The 20,944-nt window shown below is 38.2% G+C and carries 18 protein-coding genes and 1 tRNA gene; 2 read left to right on the top strand and 17 right to left on the bottom strand.

Translation table 11 applies throughout. The annotated features are described in order from the left end of the window. Positions 1 to 129: 129 nt before the first annotated feature. The 12 genes from pepV to ccpA form a co-directional block, all read right to left on the bottom strand. Positions 130 to 1,536, bottom strand: a complete 1,407-nt coding sequence (gene pepV / locus BZZ03_RS01485; RefSeq protein WP_017368994.1) for a dipeptidase PepV — start codon at positions 1,534 to 1,536, stop codon at positions 130 to 132. A 110-nt stretch (positions 1,537 to 1,646) separates the two neighbouring features. Then, the gene (gene mutY, locus BZZ03_RS01490) at positions 1,647 to 2,720 is read right to left on the bottom strand and encodes an A/G-specific adenine glycosylase (protein ID WP_086582180.1); all 1,074 of its coding nucleotides are present in this window, start codon (positions 2,718 to 2,720) and stop codon (positions 1,647 to 1,649) included. Between the two features lie 102 nt (positions 2,721 to 2,822). Beyond that, the gene (locus BZZ03_RS01495) at positions 2,823 to 3,170 is read right to left on the bottom strand and encodes a YxeA family protein (protein WP_019291987.1); all 348 of its coding nucleotides are present in this window, start codon (positions 3,168 to 3,170) and stop codon (positions 2,823 to 2,825) included. Between the two features lie 113 nt (positions 3,171 to 3,283). Then, a complete protein-coding gene (gene uvrC / locus BZZ03_RS01500) occupies positions 3,284 to 5,062 on the bottom strand; it encodes an excinuclease ABC subunit UvrC (protein WP_086582182.1) in 1,779 nt (592 codons plus the stop codon). A gap of 138 nt (positions 5,063 to 5,200) precedes the next feature. Further along, positions 5,201 to 6,007, bottom strand: a complete 807-nt coding sequence (locus BZZ03_RS01505) for a DUF817 domain-containing protein (RefSeq protein WP_086582184.1) — start codon at positions 6,005 to 6,007, stop codon at positions 5,201 to 5,203. 70 nt (positions 6,008 to 6,077) lie between these two features. Continuing rightward, positions 6,078 to 8,111: a heavy metal translocating P-type ATPase gene (locus BZZ03_RS01510; RefSeq protein ID WP_086582187.1), complete on the bottom strand. Its 2,034-nt coding sequence runs from the start codon at positions 8,109 to 8,111 to the stop codon at positions 6,078 to 6,080. A gap of 12 nt (positions 8,112 to 8,123) precedes the next feature. Then, positions 8,124 to 8,447 (bottom strand): ArsR/SmtB family transcription factor, encoded by a 324-nt coding sequence (locus BZZ03_RS01515; protein ID WP_019291983.1) that lies wholly within the window; start codon positions 8,445 to 8,447, stop codon positions 8,124 to 8,126. Between the two features lie 141 nt (positions 8,448 to 8,588). Then, complete coding sequence (gene purB / locus BZZ03_RS01520; protein WP_019291982.1) at positions 8,589 to 9,884, bottom strand: adenylosuccinate lyase; 1,296 nt, start codon at positions 9,882 to 9,884, stop codon at positions 8,589 to 8,591. 111 nt (positions 9,885 to 9,995) lie between these two features. After that, positions 9,996 to 10,685, bottom strand: a complete 690-nt coding sequence (gene aroD, locus BZZ03_RS01525; protein WP_086582189.1) for a type I 3-dehydroquinate dehydratase — start codon at positions 10,683 to 10,685, stop codon at positions 9,996 to 9,998. A 117-nt stretch (positions 10,686 to 10,802) separates the two neighbouring features. Beyond that, positions 10,803 to 10,876 (bottom strand) — tRNA-Met (locus tag BZZ03_RS01530). Between the two features lie 171 nt (positions 10,877 to 11,047). Further along, positions 11,048 to 11,248 carry a cold-shock protein gene (locus BZZ03_RS01535; protein ID WP_003135419.1) on the bottom strand — a complete coding sequence of 67 codons (201 nt, stop codon included), beginning with the start codon at positions 11,246 to 11,248 and terminating at the stop codon, positions 11,048 to 11,050. A gap of 205 nt (positions 11,249 to 11,453) precedes the next feature. Beyond that, positions 11,454 to 12,449: a catabolite control protein A gene (gene ccpA / locus BZZ03_RS01540; protein WP_019293765.1), complete on the bottom strand. Its 996-nt coding sequence runs from the start codon at positions 12,447 to 12,449 to the stop codon at positions 11,454 to 11,456. A gap of 202 nt (positions 12,450 to 12,651) precedes the next feature. Between ccpA and BZZ03_RS01545 the strand changes: the two genes are divergently transcribed. Then, entirely contained in the window at positions 12,652 to 13,737 is a 1,086-nt protein-coding gene (locus tag BZZ03_RS01545; protein ID WP_017368973.1) for a M24 family metallopeptidase, read from the top strand. Between the two features lie 42 nt (positions 13,738 to 13,779). Here BZZ03_RS01545 and BZZ03_RS01550 read toward each other — a convergent pair whose 3' ends face one another. The 5 genes from BZZ03_RS01550 to gnd form a co-directional block, all read right to left on the bottom strand. After that, entirely contained in the window at positions 13,780 to 14,172 is a 393-nt protein-coding gene (locus tag BZZ03_RS01550; protein ID WP_086582191.1) for an arsenate reductase ArsC, read from the bottom strand. 72 nt (positions 14,173 to 14,244) lie between these two features. Continuing rightward, positions 14,245 to 15,744, bottom strand: a complete 1,500-nt coding sequence (gene gntK, locus BZZ03_RS01555) for a gluconokinase (protein ID WP_086582193.1) — start codon at positions 15,742 to 15,744, stop codon at positions 14,245 to 14,247. Between the two features lie 44 nt (positions 15,745 to 15,788). Continuing rightward, the gene (ascB, locus tag BZZ03_RS01560; protein ID WP_086582195.1) at positions 15,789 to 17,225 is read right to left on the bottom strand and encodes a 6-phospho-beta-glucosidase; all 1,437 of its coding nucleotides are present in this window, start codon (positions 17,223 to 17,225) and stop codon (positions 15,789 to 15,791) included. Beyond that, positions 17,215 to 19,101 (bottom strand): PTS cellobiose/arbutin/salicin transporter subunit IIBC, encoded by a 1,887-nt coding sequence (ascF, locus tag BZZ03_RS01565; RefSeq protein ID WP_086582197.1) that lies wholly within the window; start codon positions 19,099 to 19,101, stop codon positions 17,215 to 17,217. Before ascF ends, ascB begins: the two co-directional genes overlap by 11 nt. Positions 19,102 to 19,107: 6 nt before the next feature. Next, the gene (gnd, locus tag BZZ03_RS01570) at positions 19,108 to 20,022 is read right to left on the bottom strand and encodes a phosphogluconate dehydrogenase (NAD(+)-dependent, decarboxylating) (RefSeq protein WP_086582199.1); all 915 of its coding nucleotides are present in this window, start codon (positions 20,020 to 20,022) and stop codon (positions 19,108 to 19,110) included. Between the two features lie 139 nt (positions 20,023 to 20,161). Here gnd and BZZ03_RS01575 point away from each other — a divergent pair, with 139 nt between their 5' ends. After that, positions 20,162 to 20,905 (top strand): MurR/RpiR family transcriptional regulator, encoded by a 744-nt coding sequence (locus BZZ03_RS01575; protein ID WP_086582201.1) that lies wholly within the window; start codon positions 20,162 to 20,164, stop codon positions 20,903 to 20,905. The last annotated feature ends 39 nt before the right edge of the window (positions 20,906 to 20,944 follow it).

Consider the following 20,944-nt stretch of genomic DNA (forward strand, 5'->3'; position numbering starts at 1 on the left):
AAGATAAATCCTGTAAAACCGTTGTTTAACTGAATTTATCTTGAATCGTTTTTTAAATAATGGAATGAAATTTCATGTAAAAAATAATAAAAAAAAATCCCCGATAAGGGGGATTTTAATTTTCTCATATTATTTAGCCAATTCGTAAATTGCTTCAGCATAGATAACTGCTGATTTGAAGAGAGCATCCAATGGTTTGTATTCATTTGCTTGGTGCATTGTATCTTCTTCACCTTCAAACATTGCGCCATAAGCAACACCACGTTTAAGGAGGCGACCAAATGTACCACCACCGATTACTGTTTCGTAACCTTTAAGGCCAGTGTGTTTTTCATAAACACTGATCAATGTAGAAACGAGTTCATCTTCCATTGGTACGTAGTGAGGTTCCATCACGTGATCGTTCATAGTCACTTCTTTTACGCCTTCAAGAGCTTCAAGAACTGCTTTGATTTTGTGTTGGTCAGTACCTTGTGGGAAACGGAAGTTCAATGCAATTGTACCTTCACCGTTTTCGTCAAAGTTCCAAACACCAGCGTTCATTGAAGTTGCACCCATAAGGTCATCATTGTAGGCTGTACCTAATTTTTCACCTTCATGGTCATCAATCAATGTTTCAGCAGCAAGTTTGATGTATGCAGCTGCACCTGCTTCAAAGTCAAATTGGTTAAGGAATTTAGCAAGGTAAGTTGCACCGTTAATACCTTTAAATGGCATTGCTCCGTGTGCAGATTTACCATAAACTGTTACTGTTGCTTTACCGTCAGATTCTTCCAGGTCAAAGCGTAAGTTTTTGTCTGCATTTTCAGCAACAAATGCTTCCAATTTTGCTTGGAGGTCTGTCGCACCTGAAATTACTGCAGTTGCAGATTCAGGGACCATATTTTCAGCCAAACCAGCTTTGAAAGAGTGGAGTACTACAGCACCAGCATTTTTTCCGTCAAAGTGAAGGTATTCTGTAACGTTACCTTTTTCACCATTGATGATTGGGAACTCAGCGTCTGGAGAGAATCCGAAATCTGGCAATGGCAATTCACAGTGTTCAAAGTAGTAATCCATATCTTTCCAACCTGTTTCTTCGTTTGTACCAACGATGAAACGGATTTTTTTAGATAATGGCACACCAAGGTCTTTCAAGATCTTCAAACCATAGTAACAAGCCATAGTTGGGCCTTTATCGTCTGAAGCTCCACGTGCGTAAAGGTTTCCATTACGGATTTCAGGTTCAAATGGGTTTGAATCCCAACCAGAACCGGCAGGTACAACATCCAAGTGACCGAAGATGCCTAAAACTTCATCACCTTCTCCGTATTCAAAGTGACCAACATAGTTATCATAGTTTTTAGTTTGGTAGCCATCACGTTCAGCCAATTCCAAAAATTTGTCAAGGGCTTTACGAGGTCCAGGGCCAAATGGGTTTTCTTTGTCCGCATTGTCCATGTCCATTGCTGAATCGATACGAAGAAGTTCAAACAAATCTTCGAGCATTGCGTCTTTGCGCTTTTCTACTTCTGCAGTAAAATCAATAGTTGTCATGATTGCCTCCATTATTTTGACTTCTTGATAATATATTCACAAAAAGTCGGTTTTCTAAACTCCTATAATTATACCAAAAAAGTAAAACGTTTGCATTTATAAAGTGAAAACTAGTCTTTAAAAAACTTAAACATTTTGACTTGTGGTGTAGGCAGAGCGACTTTTGAAAGGTCCGTCAATTTTACCCAAAATTGATTTTCATCCAGTTTTTCTTCTTGAACAATAAAATTTTCCTCAGGGATACATTCAATAATTTGAACAAACCACTTCAAGTGAGAAAAAACATGTGTGATTTCTCCAACTTTTGTCATACGTGAGATGCTATCTGGCACATTTATTGGCGGCACTAACCTATCATTATTGAATTCTTCTTTAGATATCTCCTGCATAGGAAAAGTCCACATATTAGCAAGTAAACCTGTGCTAGGACGTCTTTGTAGATAGTATTCGCCTTGCGAATTTTTTAATGCATAAGCATTGTAGTAAATATGCTGCTGCTTAATCTTTTTACTTTTGACAGGATACTTCAGTTGCGTACCTTTAGGTCTGGCTTGGCAATACGCAGCTAAGGGGCAAATCTCACACTTGGCAATTTTGGGCGTACAAACCATGGAACCTATGTCCATGAGTGCTTGGTTAAAATCTCCGGGATTTTCTTCCGAGATTAGCTCTCTCAGCTTTTCATCAAATATTTTCCGCGAAGCAGCCTTAGAAATATCTGATTCAATCTCAAATAATCGACTGGTCACGCGCATCAAATTTCCATCAATGGCCGGTTCAGGTAAGCCAAAAGAAATCGAAGCAATAGCCGCTGCTGTGTAAGGACCAATCCCCTGCAAACTTTGAATGTCTTTTAATTGTTTAGGAAATTGCCCATCAAATTCTGTCATGACTTGCTGAGCTGCAATTTTTAAATTACGAGCGCGCGAGTAATAACCCAACCCTTCCCAAAGTTTCAGCAGCTCATCATCATCTGCGGCTGCCAAATCCTCAATCTGAGGATACTTCTCCATGAAGCGCAGATAATAGGGCATTACTGTTTCAACCTGTGTTTGTTGAGACATGATTTCAGAAATCCAAACAGAATAAGCCTCTGTATTTTTACGCCACGGCAAAGGCTTTTTGTGAATATTGTACCATCCTAATAAATCCTGCTGGAACTTTTCTATTTCGGTTTTATTCATAAGCTCTATTATTAAATTTATATAAAACAAAGTCAAATAGTAAGCTCTTAAAGAGGACTTTATCTGGGGAACAAAAAAACCTGTCCTAAACAGGCTTGCTAATTAAATATTATTTAATGCTTTTTGGGGCACATCTTTTCTTTGAACTTCTTCCCATTTAGTCACACCATTCTTATTATTATAAGTAACTTTCAAATAAGCATCATGCTTGAGATTATGAATTGAAGTAAATTCTAGATCCTTTTCTTTGCCAGAATCTGCATAACCTTTTTGTTTATAGTTAAATCCCTGCCAAGTTCCACCATCAGTAGTTTTGCTCGAAATTTTATCCCCATCTGTGTGTATCTGAACATAATATTCTTGACCGCCATATTCGTAATTATACCAAGTATAGCCGCCACCAATAATCAACAATGCTCCAGCAATAAGAGTCACCAATATTTTTTTCATTTATTTATACCTCAATTTTTATTTTCAAAACTATTTTACTCCTAATTTAAAGCAAATTTCTTACACTTTTGTAATAAAAAAATCCCTCGTTGAGAGAATTTTTTCTGAAAGAATTAATAATTTTCTTTTCCCAAAACTTCCTTTACCCTTTCAGCGACCTCATATGGTACACCTGCTTCAGCGACTTGAGCAACATCAGCCTCAGAAATGGCTTTAAGTGACTTGAAGGTCGTCATTAATTTTTGCTTACGTTTTGGTCCAAGACCTGTAATACCATCCAGTTTTGAAGAAAAGGTATTTTTCCCACGTACTTGCCGATGGAAAGTAATCGCAAATCGGTGAACTTCATCTTGAATGCGTTGAAGGAGAAAGAATTCTTGCGATTGTCGACTCAATGGCACAACTTCCAAAGGATCGCCAAAAAGTAACTCACTGGTTTGGTGTTTATCATTTTTAGCCATACCTGCAACAGGAATATCTAACCCTATCTCCTGCAGAATAGCCTTGGCTGCATTGACTTGACCTGCACCACCATCCATTGCAATCAAGTCAGGTAAAGCAGTCCCTTCACGCATGGCTCGACTATAACGGCGCGTAATCACTTCACGCATTGATGCGTAATCATCGGCACCTTCGACAGTTTTGATTTTATATTTCCGATAATCTTTCTTTGAGGGCTTGCCATTAATAAAGACAACCATTGCCGAAACAGGTGAGGTCCCCATTATGTTAGAGTTATCGAACGATTCGATTCTAACTGGTGTAGGAATGTTGAGAATTTTACCGAGATTTTCGATAGCACCTTGAGTTTTAATCAGGTCTTTTTCAAGGAGGTCAAATTTTAATTGTAATTGTGTGCGTGCATTCTTAGTCGCCATTGCTACAAGTTGCTTCTTCTCTCCACGACTTGGTTTGAGAACTTTAGTTTGAGTTACCACTTCAACAGCCTCTACATCAATTCCTGATGGTACTAAAATTTCTTTAGGTACCATGTGTTCAGCTTCTTGATAAAACTGTCCGATATAAGTTAAGAAATCATCTTCTGCATCATTGTAATAAGGGAACATATTGACATCACGTTGAATCATTTTACCTTGTCGTACAAAGAAAACCTGCACACACATCCAACCTTTATCTACATAGTAACCAAAAACATCACGGTCTTTTAAATCGTGGTTCATGACACGTTGTTTTGTTCTCAAAGTACCGATAGAATTAATCACATCACGGTATTCTGCAGCTTGCTCGAATTCCATTTTTTCCGAAGCTGCAAACATTCTTGCTTTAAGTTCATTGATGATTTTTTTATCATCACCCGTTAAAAAATGCTTCACTTCCTGAGCCATATCTTTATAAACTTGAGGGTCTACATGATTAACGACTGGACAAAGACACTGATGGATATGATAGTAGAAACAAACTTTCTTTTCATGCAAACCACATTTTCTAAAAGGAAAGATGCGGTCTAAGAGGCGCTTAACTTCATTGGCTGCTTTAACATCGGGATAAGGTCCAAAATACATTGCCCCATCTTTTTTGACACGACGTGTAATCATCAAACGTGGATATTTTTCATTTGTAATCATGAGAAAAGGATAATATTTATCATCCTTAAGCATGATATTATATTTGGGCTTGTAACGTTGAATTAAGTTAATTTCAAGAACCAAAGACTCAATGTTTGATTCAACAACAATCCATTCTAAATCTTCTATCTCACTGACTAAAAGCTCAGTTTTTGTATTGTGGGAGCCATGAAAATAGGAGCGTACGCGGTTTTTCAGATTTTTCGCCTTCCCTACATAGATAACTGTCCCATTTTTATCTTTATGTAAGTAGCATCCTGGACTATCCGGTAAGAGCTCCAGCTTTGCTTTAATCGTGTTATTCATGGTCTTATTATAGCATATTCTGGAGGGGCTAATCATGAATTGGAACTATCTGTCGTGAAGGGAATTGTTTCTTTTTATGATTGCGGCATTTGTGCAATGTTTTATAAACCTTCCTACTTAAACAAAAAAAGACAAGTTTTACCTTGTCTTTTTTATTAACTTATTTTCTCTCGATGACTGCTTTAATTTGAGATTAACGACTAAAACAATACTGACAATGACCAGTAAAAACCATGAAGACATTTTCCCAAATCCTACGAGATGCCAGGTTTCTGCTTGATTAGGATACCGGTAAGCATTAAAAAATGAAGCAATATTTTCAGCTATGTAGATAAAGAAGCCAATCAGAGCAAAAGAGAAGAGTGCCTTCATTTTATATCTTTTTCTTCCATTAATACAAAAAGTGAACTGAGTGCGCCAAAAGATTAAGACAATAGCCAGAATAATAAAATACCGTAAATCATGGAAGAAATAATTGGTAAAAAAGTTCAGATACAAAACTGTGGATAAGCCAAAACTAAGCCCTAATGGCGGCCAATATTCCACATTTAGCTGCAACTTTTTCCTCGATTGAACAACATAACTCCCGACACTGGCATACATAAACCCCGAGTAAAAAGGGACATTCCAAATTTTTAAGTAAGCCGGCTCAGGGTAGGTCCAACTATGGCTGATATTGACTTTAAAAATCTCTAAAATTAACCCTAAGATATGAAACAAGCAAATAATTTTTAACTCTTCAAGTGTTTCAAATTTTAATTTAACCATCAAAACTTGAAACACAAGTAAAATCACAAAAATTAAATCATAACGTGGGATATTGGGAAAAGTCAATCCACGTGTTATCGCTAAGGTAGCAAAAACGGCAAGTGGAAAGAGACAACAAGCGGCTTGGATTTTTGCAAAGTTGAAAAGCAAGATCACACCGTTTTTTAAACCATTCATGTCCTTATTTTAGCATATTTTCATCTGATAAAAGCAAGCGCAAAAAAACTCCCATCTTGGGAGTTTCGTCTTATTTTAAGAGTCTTAAAACATTCAATATAGCGATGAGTGTTACTCCAACATCTGCGATAACTGCTTCCCACATCGTGGCAATACCAAAGACCGCAAGGACGAGGAAAACGGCTTTTACACCAAGAGCTAAAACGATATTTTGGACCACCAGTCGTTTAGTTTTCTTGGCGATTTTAACAGACTTCGCGATACTTGATGGTTTATCTGTCATTAAAACCACGTCAGCTGTTTCAATCGCAGCATCAGAGCCTAATCCCCCCATCGCAAAACCGATATCAGCACGCGCAATAACTGGTGCATCGTTAATTCCATCACCAACAAAAGCGGTAAGACCATCACCTTTATCAAGTACTTTCTCTAATAAAGTAACTTTATCCTCCGGTAAAAGATTGGCATGATAATCCGTGATGTTCAGTTTCCCAGCAACCTGAGCGGCAACTTTTTCACTATCGCCTGTCAGCATCGTTTGGGAAATGTGAAGCTGGTTCAAAGCCGCAATTGCTTCTTCAGCATCTTCTTTAAGGACATCCGCTACAAGGATAACACCTTGATATATACCATTTTTAGCAACATAAATCAAAGAACCTAAGGCGTCGCTTTTGGTAAAGTTAACGTTGTACATTTTCATCAGTTTTGCATTTCCGACAAGAATCTCATCACCCTCATAGATTGTACGTGTACCATGACCTGAAATTTCTTCCGACTCTGTTACATTTACTGTATCTAAGTTTTGATTTTCTTTAAGCGCAAGTCCCAAGGGATGGGTGGAGTTAAGTTCACCGATAGCTCCCAGATAGAGCAAATCTTCTCGTGCAACATCTTCTGCAGGGAAAACTTGAGTAACTTTAAAGTTCCCTTGTGTCAACGTACCTGTTTTATCAAAGAGCACGTGTTTTATCTTGGTCATAGCTTCAAGGTGATTACCTCCTTTAACTAAAATACCGTTTTTGGATGCAGCGCCAATCCCAGCAAAGAATCCAAGGGGAATGGAAACTACCATCGCACAAGGACACGAAATAATTAAAAACGTAAAGGCGCGTGTTAACCAGTCTGACCAATCTTGCCGGAAGAAAAGTGGAGGTGCCAGAGCGATTATCGCTGCTGCAAATACCACAACTGGAGTATAGTAACGTGCAAATTTTGAAATGAATTGTTCAGTCGGTGCTTTATTTTCTTGAGCATTCTCAACGAGATTTAAAATTTTAGATACTGATGATTCCCCAAACGTTTTTTCAACCTTGATCTCCAGCAGACTATTAATATTCAAAAAACCTGAAAGAACTTCTTCTCCCTTGCTCACCTCACGTGGCAGTGATTCACCAGTCAAAGCTGCTGTATTAACGCTTGATTTTCCCGATAATACAAGACCATCAAGTGGTACTTTTTCTCCAGGCTTCACTTGTATAACTTCACCGATATTGACTTCTTCTGGAGACATATCAATAAGTTTTCCTTGTCGCTTAACAGTCGCAACTTCTGGTCGAAGGTCCATCAAAGCTGTGATTGACTTTTTACTGTTCCCAATCGCACGATCTTGGAAATATTCTCCGACTTGATAAAAAAGCATAACAGCAACTGCTTCAGCATATTCTCCTAAAGCAAATGCCCCGACAGTTGCAATACTCATGAGGAAGAATTCGTTAAAAATATCTCCTTTAAGCAATTGTTTGATTGCTTTGAGCAAAACACTGTGCCCAATCAACAAGTACGTTAAAATGAAAAGTGATATTTTAAACTGTGGTGTAAAGTCTAAAAAACTTAAGGCGGCCAATAATAAAGCGGTGATGATAATAATCAACAGCTCATATTTACCCTCTTCTTCACCTTCATCTAAACTCGTATTTAGATGTATTGTTGTGTTGCAACAGGCAGGGTCTGAATCGTCAGAACTCCCTGTGACTTCTGAGCTACTTGAGCCCTCACTCTCTTCAGCAGTAGTAAGAGCTGCTTTGGCTTTGTGATTGAGGCAATTACATGTACCTTTTACACAGCGTGCATCATGTGTTGCCTTGTTTTGAGTAGATTTAAACATATGAAACTCCTTTTATTTTATATATGTATCACAATGGATATCTTCTGTTGGGGACCAGTGCATTGACTCAACTGTAGCATCAATGACTTCTAGTAAATGGTTAAGCTCAGGGGTTGTCAAGGAATAATAAATATATTTTCCTTCTTTGCGACTTGTGATTAACCCACAATCACGCAAACATGATAAATGTTGCGAGAGATTAGATTGTCCTGATTTAGTTTTATTAAGTAGTTCTGTGACTGTCATTTCCTTTTCACGTAATGCTTCAAGGACATTAAGCCTTGTCGTATTAGATAAGGCATGAATCACTTTTTGACGTTTTTCGGTTAAATTCATTATTCATCTCTTTATATTAGTTTGTACTAATATGTTATCAAACTTACTCATATTAGTCAATACTGAATTGTTTAAATCTATTCAAATCTAAATTTTTTGTACAAAAAAATCCTAAACGAAAGTGTTAGGATCTTATTATTTTTACAAACCAAGACGTTCAAAGATGACATCTACACGTGACAAATGATAATTATAATCAAAAGCTGCATCAATATCTTCATCTGTCAGTTTTTCACGGATTTTTTCATTGCTTTCTACCAGTGGGCGGAACATGATTTGTTCATCCCAAGCTTTTGCTGTCAATGGTTGAACCAAATCGTAAGCTTCTTCACGTGTCATGCCTTTTTCAATAAGCATAAGCATAACATGTTGACTATAGATCAATCCAAAAGTTGCATCCATATTACGCTTCATATTTTCTGGGAATACAGTCAGATTTTTAACAATATTACCAAAACGATTTAACATATAGTTGATTAATTCAGTTGTATCTGGGGTAATGATACGCTCTGCCGAGCTGTGTGAAATGTCACGTTCATGCCACAAAACAACATCTTCCATGGCTGTCACAACATGTCCACGAATAACACGCGCCAAGCCAGTCATATTTTCAGAACCAATTGGATTACGTTTGTGTGGCATTGCTGAGCTACCTTTTTGACCTTTAGCGAAGAACTCTTCTACTTCGCGTTGTTCTGATTTTTGAAGACCACGAATCTCTGTCGCCATACGCTCAATCGAAGTCGCAATCAGTGCCAGTGTACTAAAGTATTCTGCATGTAAATCACGGGGTAATACTTGTGTCGAAATCTCTTGTGGACGAATTCCAAGTTTGCCACATACATATTCTTCAACAAAAGGCGGGATATTGGCAAATGTACCTACAGCACCAGAAATTTTACCCGCTTCAACCCCTTTAGCTGCATGTTCGAAACGCTCGATATTACGCTTCATTTCAGAATACCAAGTTGCTAATTTAAGGCCAAAAGTTGTTGGTTCTGCATGGACACCGTGCGTACGTCCCATACATACAGTGTACTTGTGCTCACGCGCTTTATCAGCAATAATTTCCAAAAAGTTAGCCAAATCACGGCGGATAATATCATTAGCCTGCTTGTAGAGATAGCCATAAGCTGTATCTACAACATCGGTTGAAGTAAGTCCATAGTGTACCCACTTACTTTCCTCGCCAAGTGTTTCAGAAACAGCACGCGTAAAGGCAACCACATCGTGGCGCGTTTCTTTTTCAATCTCCAAGATACGATCAACATCAAAACTTGCTTTTTCACGAATTTTTTTTACATCTTCTGCTGGAATTTCTCCGAGTTCAGCCCAAGCTTCATCCGCAAGAATTTCGACTTCAAGCCACGCCTTATACTTGTTTTCATCCGACCAGATTGCCGCCATTTCTGGGCGACTGTAACGATTGATAACCATAGTTCCTCCAAATTTCTAACTTACTATAAATTATACCATTTTGGAGAAATTTTTTCGGGAATTTCTCTAATATTCTCAATTTATTGACGGAATATGTGGAAAAGACGAATGTTAAGCTTCTAAGGCATCAAGAACATCCAGCATCTGAGGTAATGTCAATTGCCCGGGAGCACTTCCTTCTTCCTTATCGAGTGCCACAAAAGTCCATACAGATCCGGTCAAACCTCCGGCAACGCGGGAAATTTTACCCAGTTCTCCCATTGCAATACCGATAAATTTTGGTCCATATTCCATCGTAAAATCACGTGTAATCTGTAGCAAATCCAAAACATCACACTCGCGTTGTGCCATAATCGCCACTTTTACAAAGCCTGTTTCTTCTCTTTGCATTTTCATCATTCGAGCAGTTAAATCTGTAGGTGACTCGAAAAAGTTATGATAAGACAAGACAATTTTTTCTTTAAATTCAAGTAGCTGTGGTAAGGCTTTTCGATAGGAAAAATATTCAATATCAATATAATCTGGGTCAAATTTGGCTACTTTTTTTAAAAGAGTGACATAATCTTTTTTAGAAATGGAGATATTGCCGCCTTCATTGGCTGTGCGTACAGTAAAAAGAAGGGAAAAATCTTTAAATTTCTCAAAGATAAAAGGCGCAGCCTGAAGAATGCTTTCTATATCTCCCAAAAAATCCGCCCGCCATTCAATAATGTCAGCCTTTCTGTACTTTTCTACGTTTAATGCCTGTACTTCCGCCACTGTTGTCGGAAGAACGGGTACTACAATTTTCGTTTTCCTCATATTTTAAGTTTAGCACACATTTGCATGCGTACCAAACATAATCCTGAACGTCACTGAAGATATTTTTTCAATTGAACTAAATAAAAAATTCCTGAAAAACAGGAATCTATATCTCAATTGCGGGAGCAGGATTTGAACCTACGACCTTCGGGTTATGAGCCCGACGAGCTACCTAGCTGCTCCATCCCGCGCTAATAAAAATGGAAGAAATTTGAACTATCCCAAAGTCACGCTATAACTGAGTGGACGAGATCTTCCATTATGGATGTATCCAAATGGTACACCTATTGTAACACACTTTTAGCTAAAGTCCTAATCTTGCACTTTAAAATAAAAAAAGCACTCCCAAGAGTGCCTTATCATTATGCTTTAGTAATGTTTGATGCTTGAGGGCCACGTTGACCTTGTTCAATATCAAATGTAACTTTTTCGCCTTCTTCAAGTTTACGGAAGCCATCGCTTTGAATTTGAGTGAAGTGTGCAAACACATCAGTACCATCTTCAGCAGTGATGAAACCAAAACCTTTAGAGTCGTTAAACCATTTTACAGTTCCTTTTGTCATAGTATATATTTTCCTTTCGTCATATTTGTAAATCATTATGTGAAAGAAAACATTAAAAATATATAACTTAGACTAAATTTACCTCTTAATAGTATCATGCTTTGTCCAGAAAGTCAAATGGCTTCTCCTCACCATGCGCAAAGTCGTGCTATCCCTCAATCTTGGAGCTTATAAAAAAAAGATACGTCACTGTATCTTTTTCTTTTTATTTTGTCGAACCACGATTAATGATTTGATGAGCGAGGATCAATTGGTTTTCCTCAACTTCTTCCTTGTGCATAAGTTTTGTCAACAAACGCATTGAAACTGCACCCAAGTCATAAAGCGGTTGATTGACAGAAGTCAAACCTGGGTAAGTGTATGCTGTAATCGGGCTGTTTGAACCTGCGATAATTTCGAAATCCTCAGGTACTTTGATACCTTTTGAGAGCAAAGCATTGAGTAAGCCAACTGCTACAGTATCATAAGACACGATGGCAGCATTAATTTTCTTGGCAAGCATTTGTTCTGCTAAAGCTTGTCCATTTTCAAAAGTGTAATTACCTTCAAACACAAGTGACTCGTCAAAATCAATACCAGCTTCATTCAAAGCTTCTTGATAACCAACCATACGTTCTGTATTTTCAACTTCTTCTAAAGAACCTGACACAAAAGCAATACGTTTATTGTTTTTTGCCAGTTCAGCAGTTGTTTGGTGTGCTGCAAGATGATAATCGATATTTACAGATGACATTTGTTTGTCAACATCAATCATTCCAGCAAGAACAATCGGTGTACGGGTTGATTTAAGCTGTTTACGAACTTTTTCTGTCATGAAGCTGCCCATATAAACAATACCATCAACTTGCTTAGAAAAGAGACTTTCAATAACTTTAAGTTCTTTTTCTTCATCACCATCACTATTTGCGAGAATGACATTATACTTGTACATTGAAGCAATATCATCAATGCCTCGAGCGATTTCAGCAAAATATGGCGACGTGATTGTTGGGAGAACAACCCCAACTGTCGTTGTACGTTTGCTTGCCAATCCACGTGCAACCGCATTTGGACGGTAGTCCAATTCTTCAATTGCATCAAGGACTTTTTGACGTGTTTTCTCTTTGACATTGGCGTTACCATTGACTACACGACTTACGGTAGCCATTGACACGCCCGCAACTCGAGCAACGTCATAAATTGTTGTTGTTGATTCTTCCATTCTTTTTAAACCTCAATTATAATAATCTTTGTCTGTTTTTTATATCTTTTAATATTTATGAAAAGTTTTTCCAAATTTAATTATATCACTTTTTGAAAACCGTTTCAATAATTTTTGGTAGTATATTGTAGATATTGTCGCACATGATTTTTTTCAGAATTTAGCGTACAATAGAGATAATAATTATAGAAAGGTGGATACTATGAGCAAACTCGAACGTATCTCTAATTTTCTGAACGAAAATGAAGTCGACATGACTTTCATCACCAATCCTACGACCTTGAATTATTTAACAGGTCTTGCCATTGACCCGCATGAACGTATTGCTGGTTTGATGGTTTTCCCGGATAAAGCGCCATCTCTCTTCACTCCAGCTTTGGAGGTAGAAAAAGCCAAAGAAAACACTACTGGCTTTGATATTTTTGGCTATGAAGATTCACAAAATCCGTGGGCTGTTGTAAAAGAACATTTGGGATCAAAAAATATCCAAAAAATTGCAGTCGAATTTTCTGACATCCCTTTGTCAAAAACTGAAGGGCTCAAATCTCAATTTTCTGGTGTTGAATTTGTCAACTTGACACCATTGGTAGAACGTATGCGTTTGATCAAATCTGCCGATGAAATCGAAAAAATGAAAATTTCTGGGGATTACGCAGATAAATGTTTCGAAATTGGTTTTGAATATGCAAATTCAGATCGTACAGAAACAGATGTTGTTGCAAAAATCGAATACGAAATGAAGCGTATGGGCGTACCTCAAATGAGTTTTGAAACAATCGTACTCTCAGGCGCTCGTGCAGCTAATCCTCACGGTATGCCAGAAGATGTCAAAATTCAAGATAATAAACTCTTGCTCTTTGACCTCGGTGTTATGAAAAATGGCTACGCTTCTGATGCTACACGTACTATCTCAATCGGTAAACCTTCTGATTTTGATGCAGATATCCACAAAATCGTACTTGAAGCACAAATGGCTGCTATGGACTTCGTAAAACCTGGTGTATCTGCACTTGAGATTGATAAAGTAGCCCGCGATGTGATTACTAAAGCTGGTTATGGCGAATACTTTGTCCACCGCCTTGGACACGGTATCGGTATGGATGTCCATGAATTCCCATCTATTGGTGGTTCTGAGGACATCATCATCGAAGAAGGCATGTGCTTCTCTGATGAACCAGGAATTTATATCCCAGGTAAAGTTGGCGTACGTATCGAGGACTGTCTCTATGTCACTGAAACAGGATGTGAGCCTTTAACTAAAACAAATAAAGAATTGATGATTTTCTAAAGTCATCGAAAATGAAAAAGCACTGAATCAGTGCTTTTTTTATTAACCAAAGTCTCGTTTTCTTAAAGCAAGTATTTTCGTTTCAATTTGCTGGATGATATCCTTAAAGACTGCATCACTTTGACCTGTTGGATCTTCTAAGCCCCAGTCTTCCCTATATTGACAAGGAAGATAAGGACAGTCAACGTTACATCCCATCGTAATCACAATATCCACAGGTGGAATATCCTGTAAGAGCTTTGAACTTTGTGTTTTTTCCATGTCTATGTCATAGATTTCTTTCATCAAACGGACAGCATCTTGATTAATTTGTGGCTTTATCTCAGTACCCGCAGAGTAAAACTCAAACTTATCCCCAGCTAATTTTTTCCCCAAAGCTTCTGCAATTTGTGAACGGCAAGAATTATGCACACAGATAAATGCGATTTTGAGCATAGTAACTCTCCTCAACTATTTTTACATATTATACACTATTTTCCCCCGGTACTCGCTCAAACTGTACGGAGCTTATGAAAATTCTTGCTGGTATTTAGCTATTTCGGCATAGCTTTTCGCAAACTCTTGTGTTAAATTTTTGAAGAGAGGGTATAAAGCGCGGTAGTATTTAAAATTTTCTGGCTGAGGCTTATAAACTATTTCCATCGTTCCACTAGCAACATCTTCAATACTATCAATCATCCCCAAAGCTTTTTGAGCCATGATCTGTGCTGCAAAGCATCCCGCCTCATGGTCTTTTTGAACCGTTATTGGTAACTCAAAAATGTCCGCAAGAATTTGCAACCAAAGCTCCGACTGAGAAAAACCTCCCGTAACTTTGATACTTGTAGGACATGCTGAATTTTCTGTGAGTGTCTCCTCTAACATACGCAAGTTAAAGGAAATGCCCTCAAGAACTGCACGCGCCATGTGACTTGTTGTATGACGATAGCTAAGTCCAAAAAAAGAAGCCCTAGCTGCTGCATTCCACAATGGTGCTCGTTCTCCACCTAGATAAGGATGAAAGATTAATCCATCCGAACCTGGAGACACACCTCTTGCTAAATCAGTAATCGCTGCAAAGTCATAAGACTTCTCAAGTATGTTATCTTTTAACCACCGAAAAACATCGCCTCCAGAATTTACCGCTCCACCATTTACCCAATGGTCTTCATCAAGTGCGTAACTAAAAGTTCTCGCTGCTTCATCTAGCTGAGGTACATCACTTACCATGCGAAGGGCGCCTGAAGTACCTACTGTAATTGCCAATTCACCTTTTTTAATTGCCTCAACACCTAAGTTTGACATAGGACCATCGCCAGCGCCATATACAAAAACGGTATCTGGTGAAAGCCCCATCTTTCGTATCCATTTTTCTGGTAAACCTTTCTCTATTGCATAAGGTGATACGATTTTAGGAAGTTTTGTTTTTGAAATACCTAACAGGTCTAAAATATCATCGTCCCAGGTCATTTTCTGATTGTTAAAAAAACCTGTACCTGTAGCAACTGATAGATCCATCGTATTACTTTGGAAAATGCGTTGAAAGATTGCGCCTTTGAGATCCATAAAATGCGCTGCATTTTTGAAAATCTCTTTTCTTTCATTCTTGAGCCATAATAATTTGGCAAGAGGCGACATCGGATGTAAAGGTGTTCCTGTTTTATGATATATAGCATTTGAAGTATCTTCACTTTTTAAATCGTTACTGTATTTTTCAGCTCTAGTATCTGCCCAAGTTAAGACACGCGTTAAAGGCTGCCATTCCTGATCAAAGGCAATCAAGGCATGCATTTGGGTGCTGAAAGAACATGCTAAAATAGAATCTCCTGTTTTTATTTGGCGTGTTATTTTTTCAACAACACTTATCATCGCAGTAAATATCTCCTCTAAATCTTCTTCCGCCATTCCTTGGGCATCACGATAAAGTGGGTAAGACTGAGAACTTGTGGCGATCTGAATCCCTGATTGATCAAAGAGAACTGCTTTTGTCGCAGTGGTACCTAAATCTATACCTATTAAATAATCCATGTGTTTCCTTTCAAAAAAAGGCAAGTCTCCATTGCCTTTTTATTTTATAAATCATTTCCATTTGATGCAATAACAGACTTATACCAATCAAACGACTTTTTCTTCATCCGTGCAAGCGAGCCTGATCCATCATTTTTTCTATCCACATAAATCATACCATATCTTTTACTCATCTCGCCTGTGGAAGCTGCAACTAAGTCAATGACTCCCCAAACGATATAACCCATCAAGGGTATTCCATCGGAAATACCGTCTGCCATCGCTTTGATATGCTCTTTTAAATACGCAATACGGTAATCATCATTGATTTTTCCATCAACAATCTTATCCGACGCTCCCAATCCATTTTCAACTATAAAAATAGGTTTTTGATAGCGATCATAAATTTGATTCATGGTAATCCTTAACCCAAGTGGATCAACAGCCCACCCCCACTGGCTTGTTTTTAGATATGGATTTTTCACCGACTTGACCACATTTCCTGCATTAACTTCTAAATCATCAAAACTTGCAACTGAACAACGCGAAGCGTAGTAACTAAAAGAAACGAAGTCCACAGTGTGCTTCAAGATGTCTTCGTCACCAACTTCCATCTTTAACTCGATATTTTTTTCGCGGAAAATCCTTTGTGTGTAAGAAGGATAATACCCTCGAGCTTGAATATCCGTAAAAAATGTATTCATCTGTTCATCTTGCAAGGCTTGCCAGACATCCTCAGGTTTACAGGAATAGGGATAAAAAGCACCTCCAGCAATCATACAGCCGATTTGTAAATCCTTATCCAATTTATGTGCAGCTTTCACAGCCAAACTACTTGCAAGGAGCATATGATGGGCAGCCTGATAGATTACTTGCGCTTTATTTTCACCTGTTTGGAAGGCCAATCCTGCTCCTGAAAAGGGGCTATGTAGAATGATATTTATTTCATTAAAAGTAATCCAGTACTTTACATCGTCTCCAAATTCATCAAAACATGTCCGAGCGTATCTTTCGAAAAAGCTAATCATTTTACGGTCGCGCCAAGAGCCATATTTTTCAACTAATCCCATCGGAACGTCAAAATGTCCTAAGGTTACCAAAAGTTCCATGTCATACTTTTTACACTCTGCAAACATTTGACGATAGTAGGCTATCCCCTCTTTGTTAGGCTCACTTTCATCACCCTTGGGAAAAAGACGAGACCAAGAGATTGATGTGCGGAATATTTTTAATCCCATTTCTGCGAGCAGTGCTATATCTTGTTCATAGCGGTGATAAAAATCAATGCCTTGATGACTGGGGTAAAATTCTGATTCCTCTAAGATTGGATGAGAAATTTCACCTAATTTAACGGGCAAGCGTTTTTCACCTAAAGGCAGCATATCAATATTACTGGCTCCTCTCCCCCCTTCTAACCATGCTCCTTCAGCTTGGTTTGCCGCAATAGCTCCACCCCAAAGAAAATCTTTAGGAAATTTTCCTGCTTCTTTTTTATTTTTCAACGTTTAAAATTACCTCTCCCACACTGACTTCATCCTTTTCTAAAAGCGTAAAATTCGCATATTCTGCAGAATTTGTCACAACAACTATCGTATCTGTGGCAAGTCCTGCTGCTTCAATCAGTGCTAAATCAACTTCTACTATTGGAGTTCCTTGGTAAATTTTATCGCCCATTTTGATGTTTGAAGTAAAACCTTTGCCTTCTAAAGTTACTGTATCGATACCAATATGGACCAAAACTTCTAATCCTTTATCACTGGTAATTCCAATGGCATGTTTTGTTGGAAAAACAGCTGTAACCGTCCCTGTGATTGGTGAAACAATTTGTCCATTACTTGGTACAACCGCAAAGCCTTTACCCAGTACTTCTTTTGAAAAGACCTCATCTGCAACTTCTGAAAGTTTTTTAACTTTTCCAGTTACTGGAGATTTAATACTTACAGTCTGAGCAACTTGATCCAGATGGATTTCTTTTAAGTTTTCTTCTTCCACAGGCAAATCCTCAAACCCGATAACCAAGGTTAAGACAAATGACAATACAATGGAGAGAATCATCACGATAGCTACCCAAGCGATGGTCATTGGATTATCACGGTCAATAAATTGAACACTCGTAAACAAACCTGGAGCGGCCATTGAGTGGCTGGCAAGTCCTGCCATTCCAGCTACAGCTCCGGCAACAAAACCTGTAATCACTGAGGCAATCATCGGTCGTTTCAAACGTACAGCTACACCATAAAGTGCGGGCTCAGTAATCCCTGCAATGATAGCTGAAGATGCTGCGGCTAAAGCTGTTTGCCGTAATTCTCTATTTTTTGTTTTCAAAGCAACTGCTAGAGAAACACCGCCTAATGAGAGGTTGGCACCAATTTCTGATGGCATAACCATTCCCTCAACACCTGTATCCGCAATAGTCTGTACAATTGTCGGAGTGAAGACACGGTGCATTCCTGTCATGACAAGCAACGGCCACAGTGCGCCAACAATTGCTACTGCTAACCACCCTAGTTTATCATGAATAAAGAACACACCATTAGAAATAGCTGTCCCTAACCAAACTCCTGCTGGACCTACTAAAAGTATAGCGATTGGTGCTGCTACAAGTAGGATAAGCATTGGCTTCAAAAAGTTTTTCGTTACCACAGGCGTGATTTTATCAACATAATTTTCAATATATTTAAGGAGCCATGTCATCACGATAGCGGGAATAATAGTATAAGTATACTTTACAGATGTCATAGGGATCATCGCAAAAGTTACAGTAGTACCCTCAGCAGCCTTTGCCATCCATTCCATAAAGACCGGATGTACCATTAGACCAGCGATAGCCATCGCTAAGTAAGTGTTTGAGCCAAATTTTTTAGAAGCAGAAACAGCGACTAATAGTGGTAAAAAGAAAAATGAAGCATCCCCAATGGTATTCAAGATGTTATAGGTTGAACCATCAATACTTAGAAGCCCCGTCATTTCCAAAAGCATCGCGAGCAACTTAATCATTGAACCGCCAATAATAGCTGGTATCAAAGGAGACATAGTTCCAATAATGGCATCAAGGATGTTTGTTCCTATTTTTTTCAAGGTTAATTTTTCTTTCGGTTTACCTGACTCGTTCGTCACAGCACCGCCAGCAACACCCTTTTTTAAGATAGCTGCGTAAGCTGCGGCTACATTGTTCCCAACAATAATTTGGTATTGCCCACCTTGCTTGACAAGCCCCATTACCCCATTGATGTTTTTTACTTTATCATCATCTGCTTTGCTTTCATCTTTTAAGATAAAACGTAGTCGTGTCATACAATGTGTTAAATTTTCAACATTTTCGACTCCACCTATTGCTTGCAGAATAGTCTCCGCCATTATATTAAAATCTTGCGCCATTTTCTCTTACTCCTTAGTTTTATTTTCCACAGCATGTCCACCAAAACCATTCCTGAGGGCTGCGACTACTTTTCCACTCATGCTATCTTCCTGTAAGGAACGATTACGCATCATTAAAGACATGGCAATTACAGGTGCAGGAACTTCTAAGTCTAGACTCTCTTCGACTGTCCACTTTCCTTCTCCCGAGGCTTGGACTCGCCCTATAATTTGATCTAATTTTGCATCCTTTGCAAATTGTTCTTCCGCAAGCTCCATAAGCCACGAACGAATAACTGACCCATGATTCCATAATTTGGCTACTGCTTCATAGTCGTATTCAAAGGCAGAAGCTTCTAAAATCTCAAAGCCTTCTGCAATAGCTTGCATCATGCCATACTCAATGCCATTATGAATCATTTTAAGATAATGGCCACTTCCAAGCGGACCTGTATAAAGATAGCCATCTTTTTGGGCCAATTTTTGAAAGAGGGGTTCCAATTTTTCCCAAGATTTTTTGCTATCACCACCAATCATAAAGTTTCCCCCCGAACGTGCACCAGCCATTCCCCCTGAAGTACCAACATCAAAGAAATCAATTTTCTTAGCTTTTAGCTTTTCATTTTGTTGGAGATTATCTTTATAATATGAATTTCCTCCATCAATAAGGATGTCTCCAGCGGATAACTTTTGGGTTAATTCCTCAACGATACTATTTGTTATGCTTCCTGCAGGCAACATCAGCCAAATGACACGTGGCTGTGGTGTGACTTCAATAAATTCTTCTAAAGTAGAGCAGCTTATCACTTGCTCAGAATATAGTTCTGCTTTTCTGATTTGTGCTTCGTCGTTGTCTAAGACAGTCACTTTCATACCCTTATCAACTGCATTTTTTACAAGGTTAAGTCCCATTTTACCAAGCCCGATAAGTCCAAAATTCATATTCTCTCCTATTTGATATGGCTATTATAAGAAAAACATTATATTTATCTTCCTTACTTCTTAAATATTATAACACGGAAAAAGTAAACGCTTTCTCCAAAAAACGGAGAATTCTCCACAATCATGTTATAATAATTTTATGGGAATATTTATTGACAATTATCAGAGTACACAGCTCTCCAACACAGAACAATCCATATTGTTAAAGCTGGATAGCCAGCCAGAGCTTTTAGATAATAATCTAACACAACTTGCAGTCGAGCTCCATTCTTCAGGAACTTCAATCATACGACTTTGCCAAAAATTAGGATTTTCAGGATTTTCGGAGTTTAAATTTGAAACACAGAAACTGCTCAGTTTGACAAGTAATAAATACGAGATTTCCTTTTTAGAGGAGCTTACAAACTTTTGCAATTTTTTATCCACAGATATTATCACAGATAAAGTGCGGTTATTTGCGCAAGAAATATCTAAATCGAAAACTATTTATATCGCCGGGGTTGAAGCTTCTAAATCTCTTGCTACTTACTTCAGCCATAAGTTAAATCAATTTGACTATGCTGCCGTTCATGTTTCGGATGCTACCCTCCTAGATTTATTGCCTAATATTCTTAATCGCCATAGTCTGGTTATTTACGTCTCCATATCAGGACAGACGAAACGGCTGACGAATTCTGCGCAAAAAGCCAATCATACTGGTGCCACAGTTCTTTCGCTAACAAATGCTAAAAGTAGTCATCTAGGGCGTTTAAGCAAAATAAATATCTCTACTAATACTTCGACTGCTAGCTACCACAACTATGATGTTACCCCTCGAACTTTTCAGGTCGCAGTTATTGATTTAATTCTATCCAGAATTGTGCAAAATCTTGAAAAGCAATAGATATAATTTTAGATATAAAAAAACTTCTTTGTTATCCAC

The sequence above is a fragment of the Lactococcus petauri genome (assembly GCF_002154895.1).
GTDB classification, from domain to species: Bacteria; Bacillota; Bacilli; order Lactobacillales; family Streptococcaceae; genus Lactococcus; species Lactococcus petauri.

Bases quoted from the DNA above. Each gene is read 5' to 3' on its own strand.
- pepV (WP_017368994.1), bottom strand. From the start codon at position 1,536: ATGACAACTATTGATTTTACTGCAGAAGTAGAAAAGCGCAAAGACGCA.
- mutY (WP_086582180.1), bottom strand. From the start codon at position 2,720: ATGAATAAAACCGAAATAGAAAAGTTCCAGCAGGATTTATTAGGATGG.
- BZZ03_RS01495 (WP_019291987.1), bottom strand. From the start codon at position 3,170: ATGAAAAAAATATTGGTGACTCTTATTGCTGGAGCATTGTTGATTATT.
- uvrC (WP_086582182.1), bottom strand. From the start codon at position 5,062: ATGAATAACACGATTAAAGCAAAGCTGGAGCTCTTACCGGATAGTCCA.
- BZZ03_RS01505 (WP_086582184.1), bottom strand. From the start codon at position 6,007: ATGAATGGTTTAAAAAACGGTGTGATCTTGCTTTTCAACTTTGCAAAA.
- BZZ03_RS01510 (WP_086582187.1), bottom strand. From the start codon at position 8,111: ATGTTTAAATCTACTCAAAACAAGGCAACACATGATGCACGCTGTGTA.
- BZZ03_RS01515 (WP_019291983.1), bottom strand. From the start codon at position 8,447: ATGAATTTAACCGAAAAACGTCAAAAAGTGATTCATGCCTTATCTAAT.
- purB (WP_019291982.1), bottom strand. From the start codon at position 9,884: ATGGTTATCAATCGTTACAGTCGCCCAGAAATGGCGGCAATCTGGTCG.
- aroD (WP_086582189.1), bottom strand. From the start codon at position 10,685: ATGAGGAAAACGAAAATTGTAGTACCCGTTCTTCCGACAACAGTGGCG.
- BZZ03_RS01535 (WP_003135419.1), bottom strand. From the start codon at position 11,248: ATGACAAAAGGAACTGTAAAATGGTTTAACGACTCTAAAGGTTTTGGT.
- ccpA (WP_019293765.1), bottom strand. From the start codon at position 12,449: ATGGAAGAATCAACAACAACAATTTATGACGTTGCTCGAGTTGCGGGC.
- BZZ03_RS01545 (WP_017368973.1), top strand. From the start codon at position 12,652: ATGAGCAAACTCGAACGTATCTCTAATTTTCTGAACGAAAATGAAGTC.
- BZZ03_RS01550 (WP_086582191.1), bottom strand. From the start codon at position 14,172: ATGCTCAAAATCGCATTTATCTGTGTGCATAATTCTTGCCGTTCACAA.
- gntK (WP_086582193.1), bottom strand. From the start codon at position 15,744: ATGGATTATTTAATAGGTATAGATTTAGGTACCACTGCGACAAAAGCA.
- ascF (WP_086582197.1), bottom strand. From the start codon at position 19,101: ATGGCGCAAGATTTTAATATAATGGCGGAGACTATTCTGCAAGCAATA.
- gnd (WP_086582199.1), bottom strand. From the start codon at position 20,022: ATGAATTTTGGACTTATCGGGCTTGGTAAAATGGGACTTAACCTTGTA.
- BZZ03_RS01575 (WP_086582201.1), top strand. From the start codon at position 20,162: ATGGGAATATTTATTGACAATTATCAGAGTACACAGCTCTCCAACACA.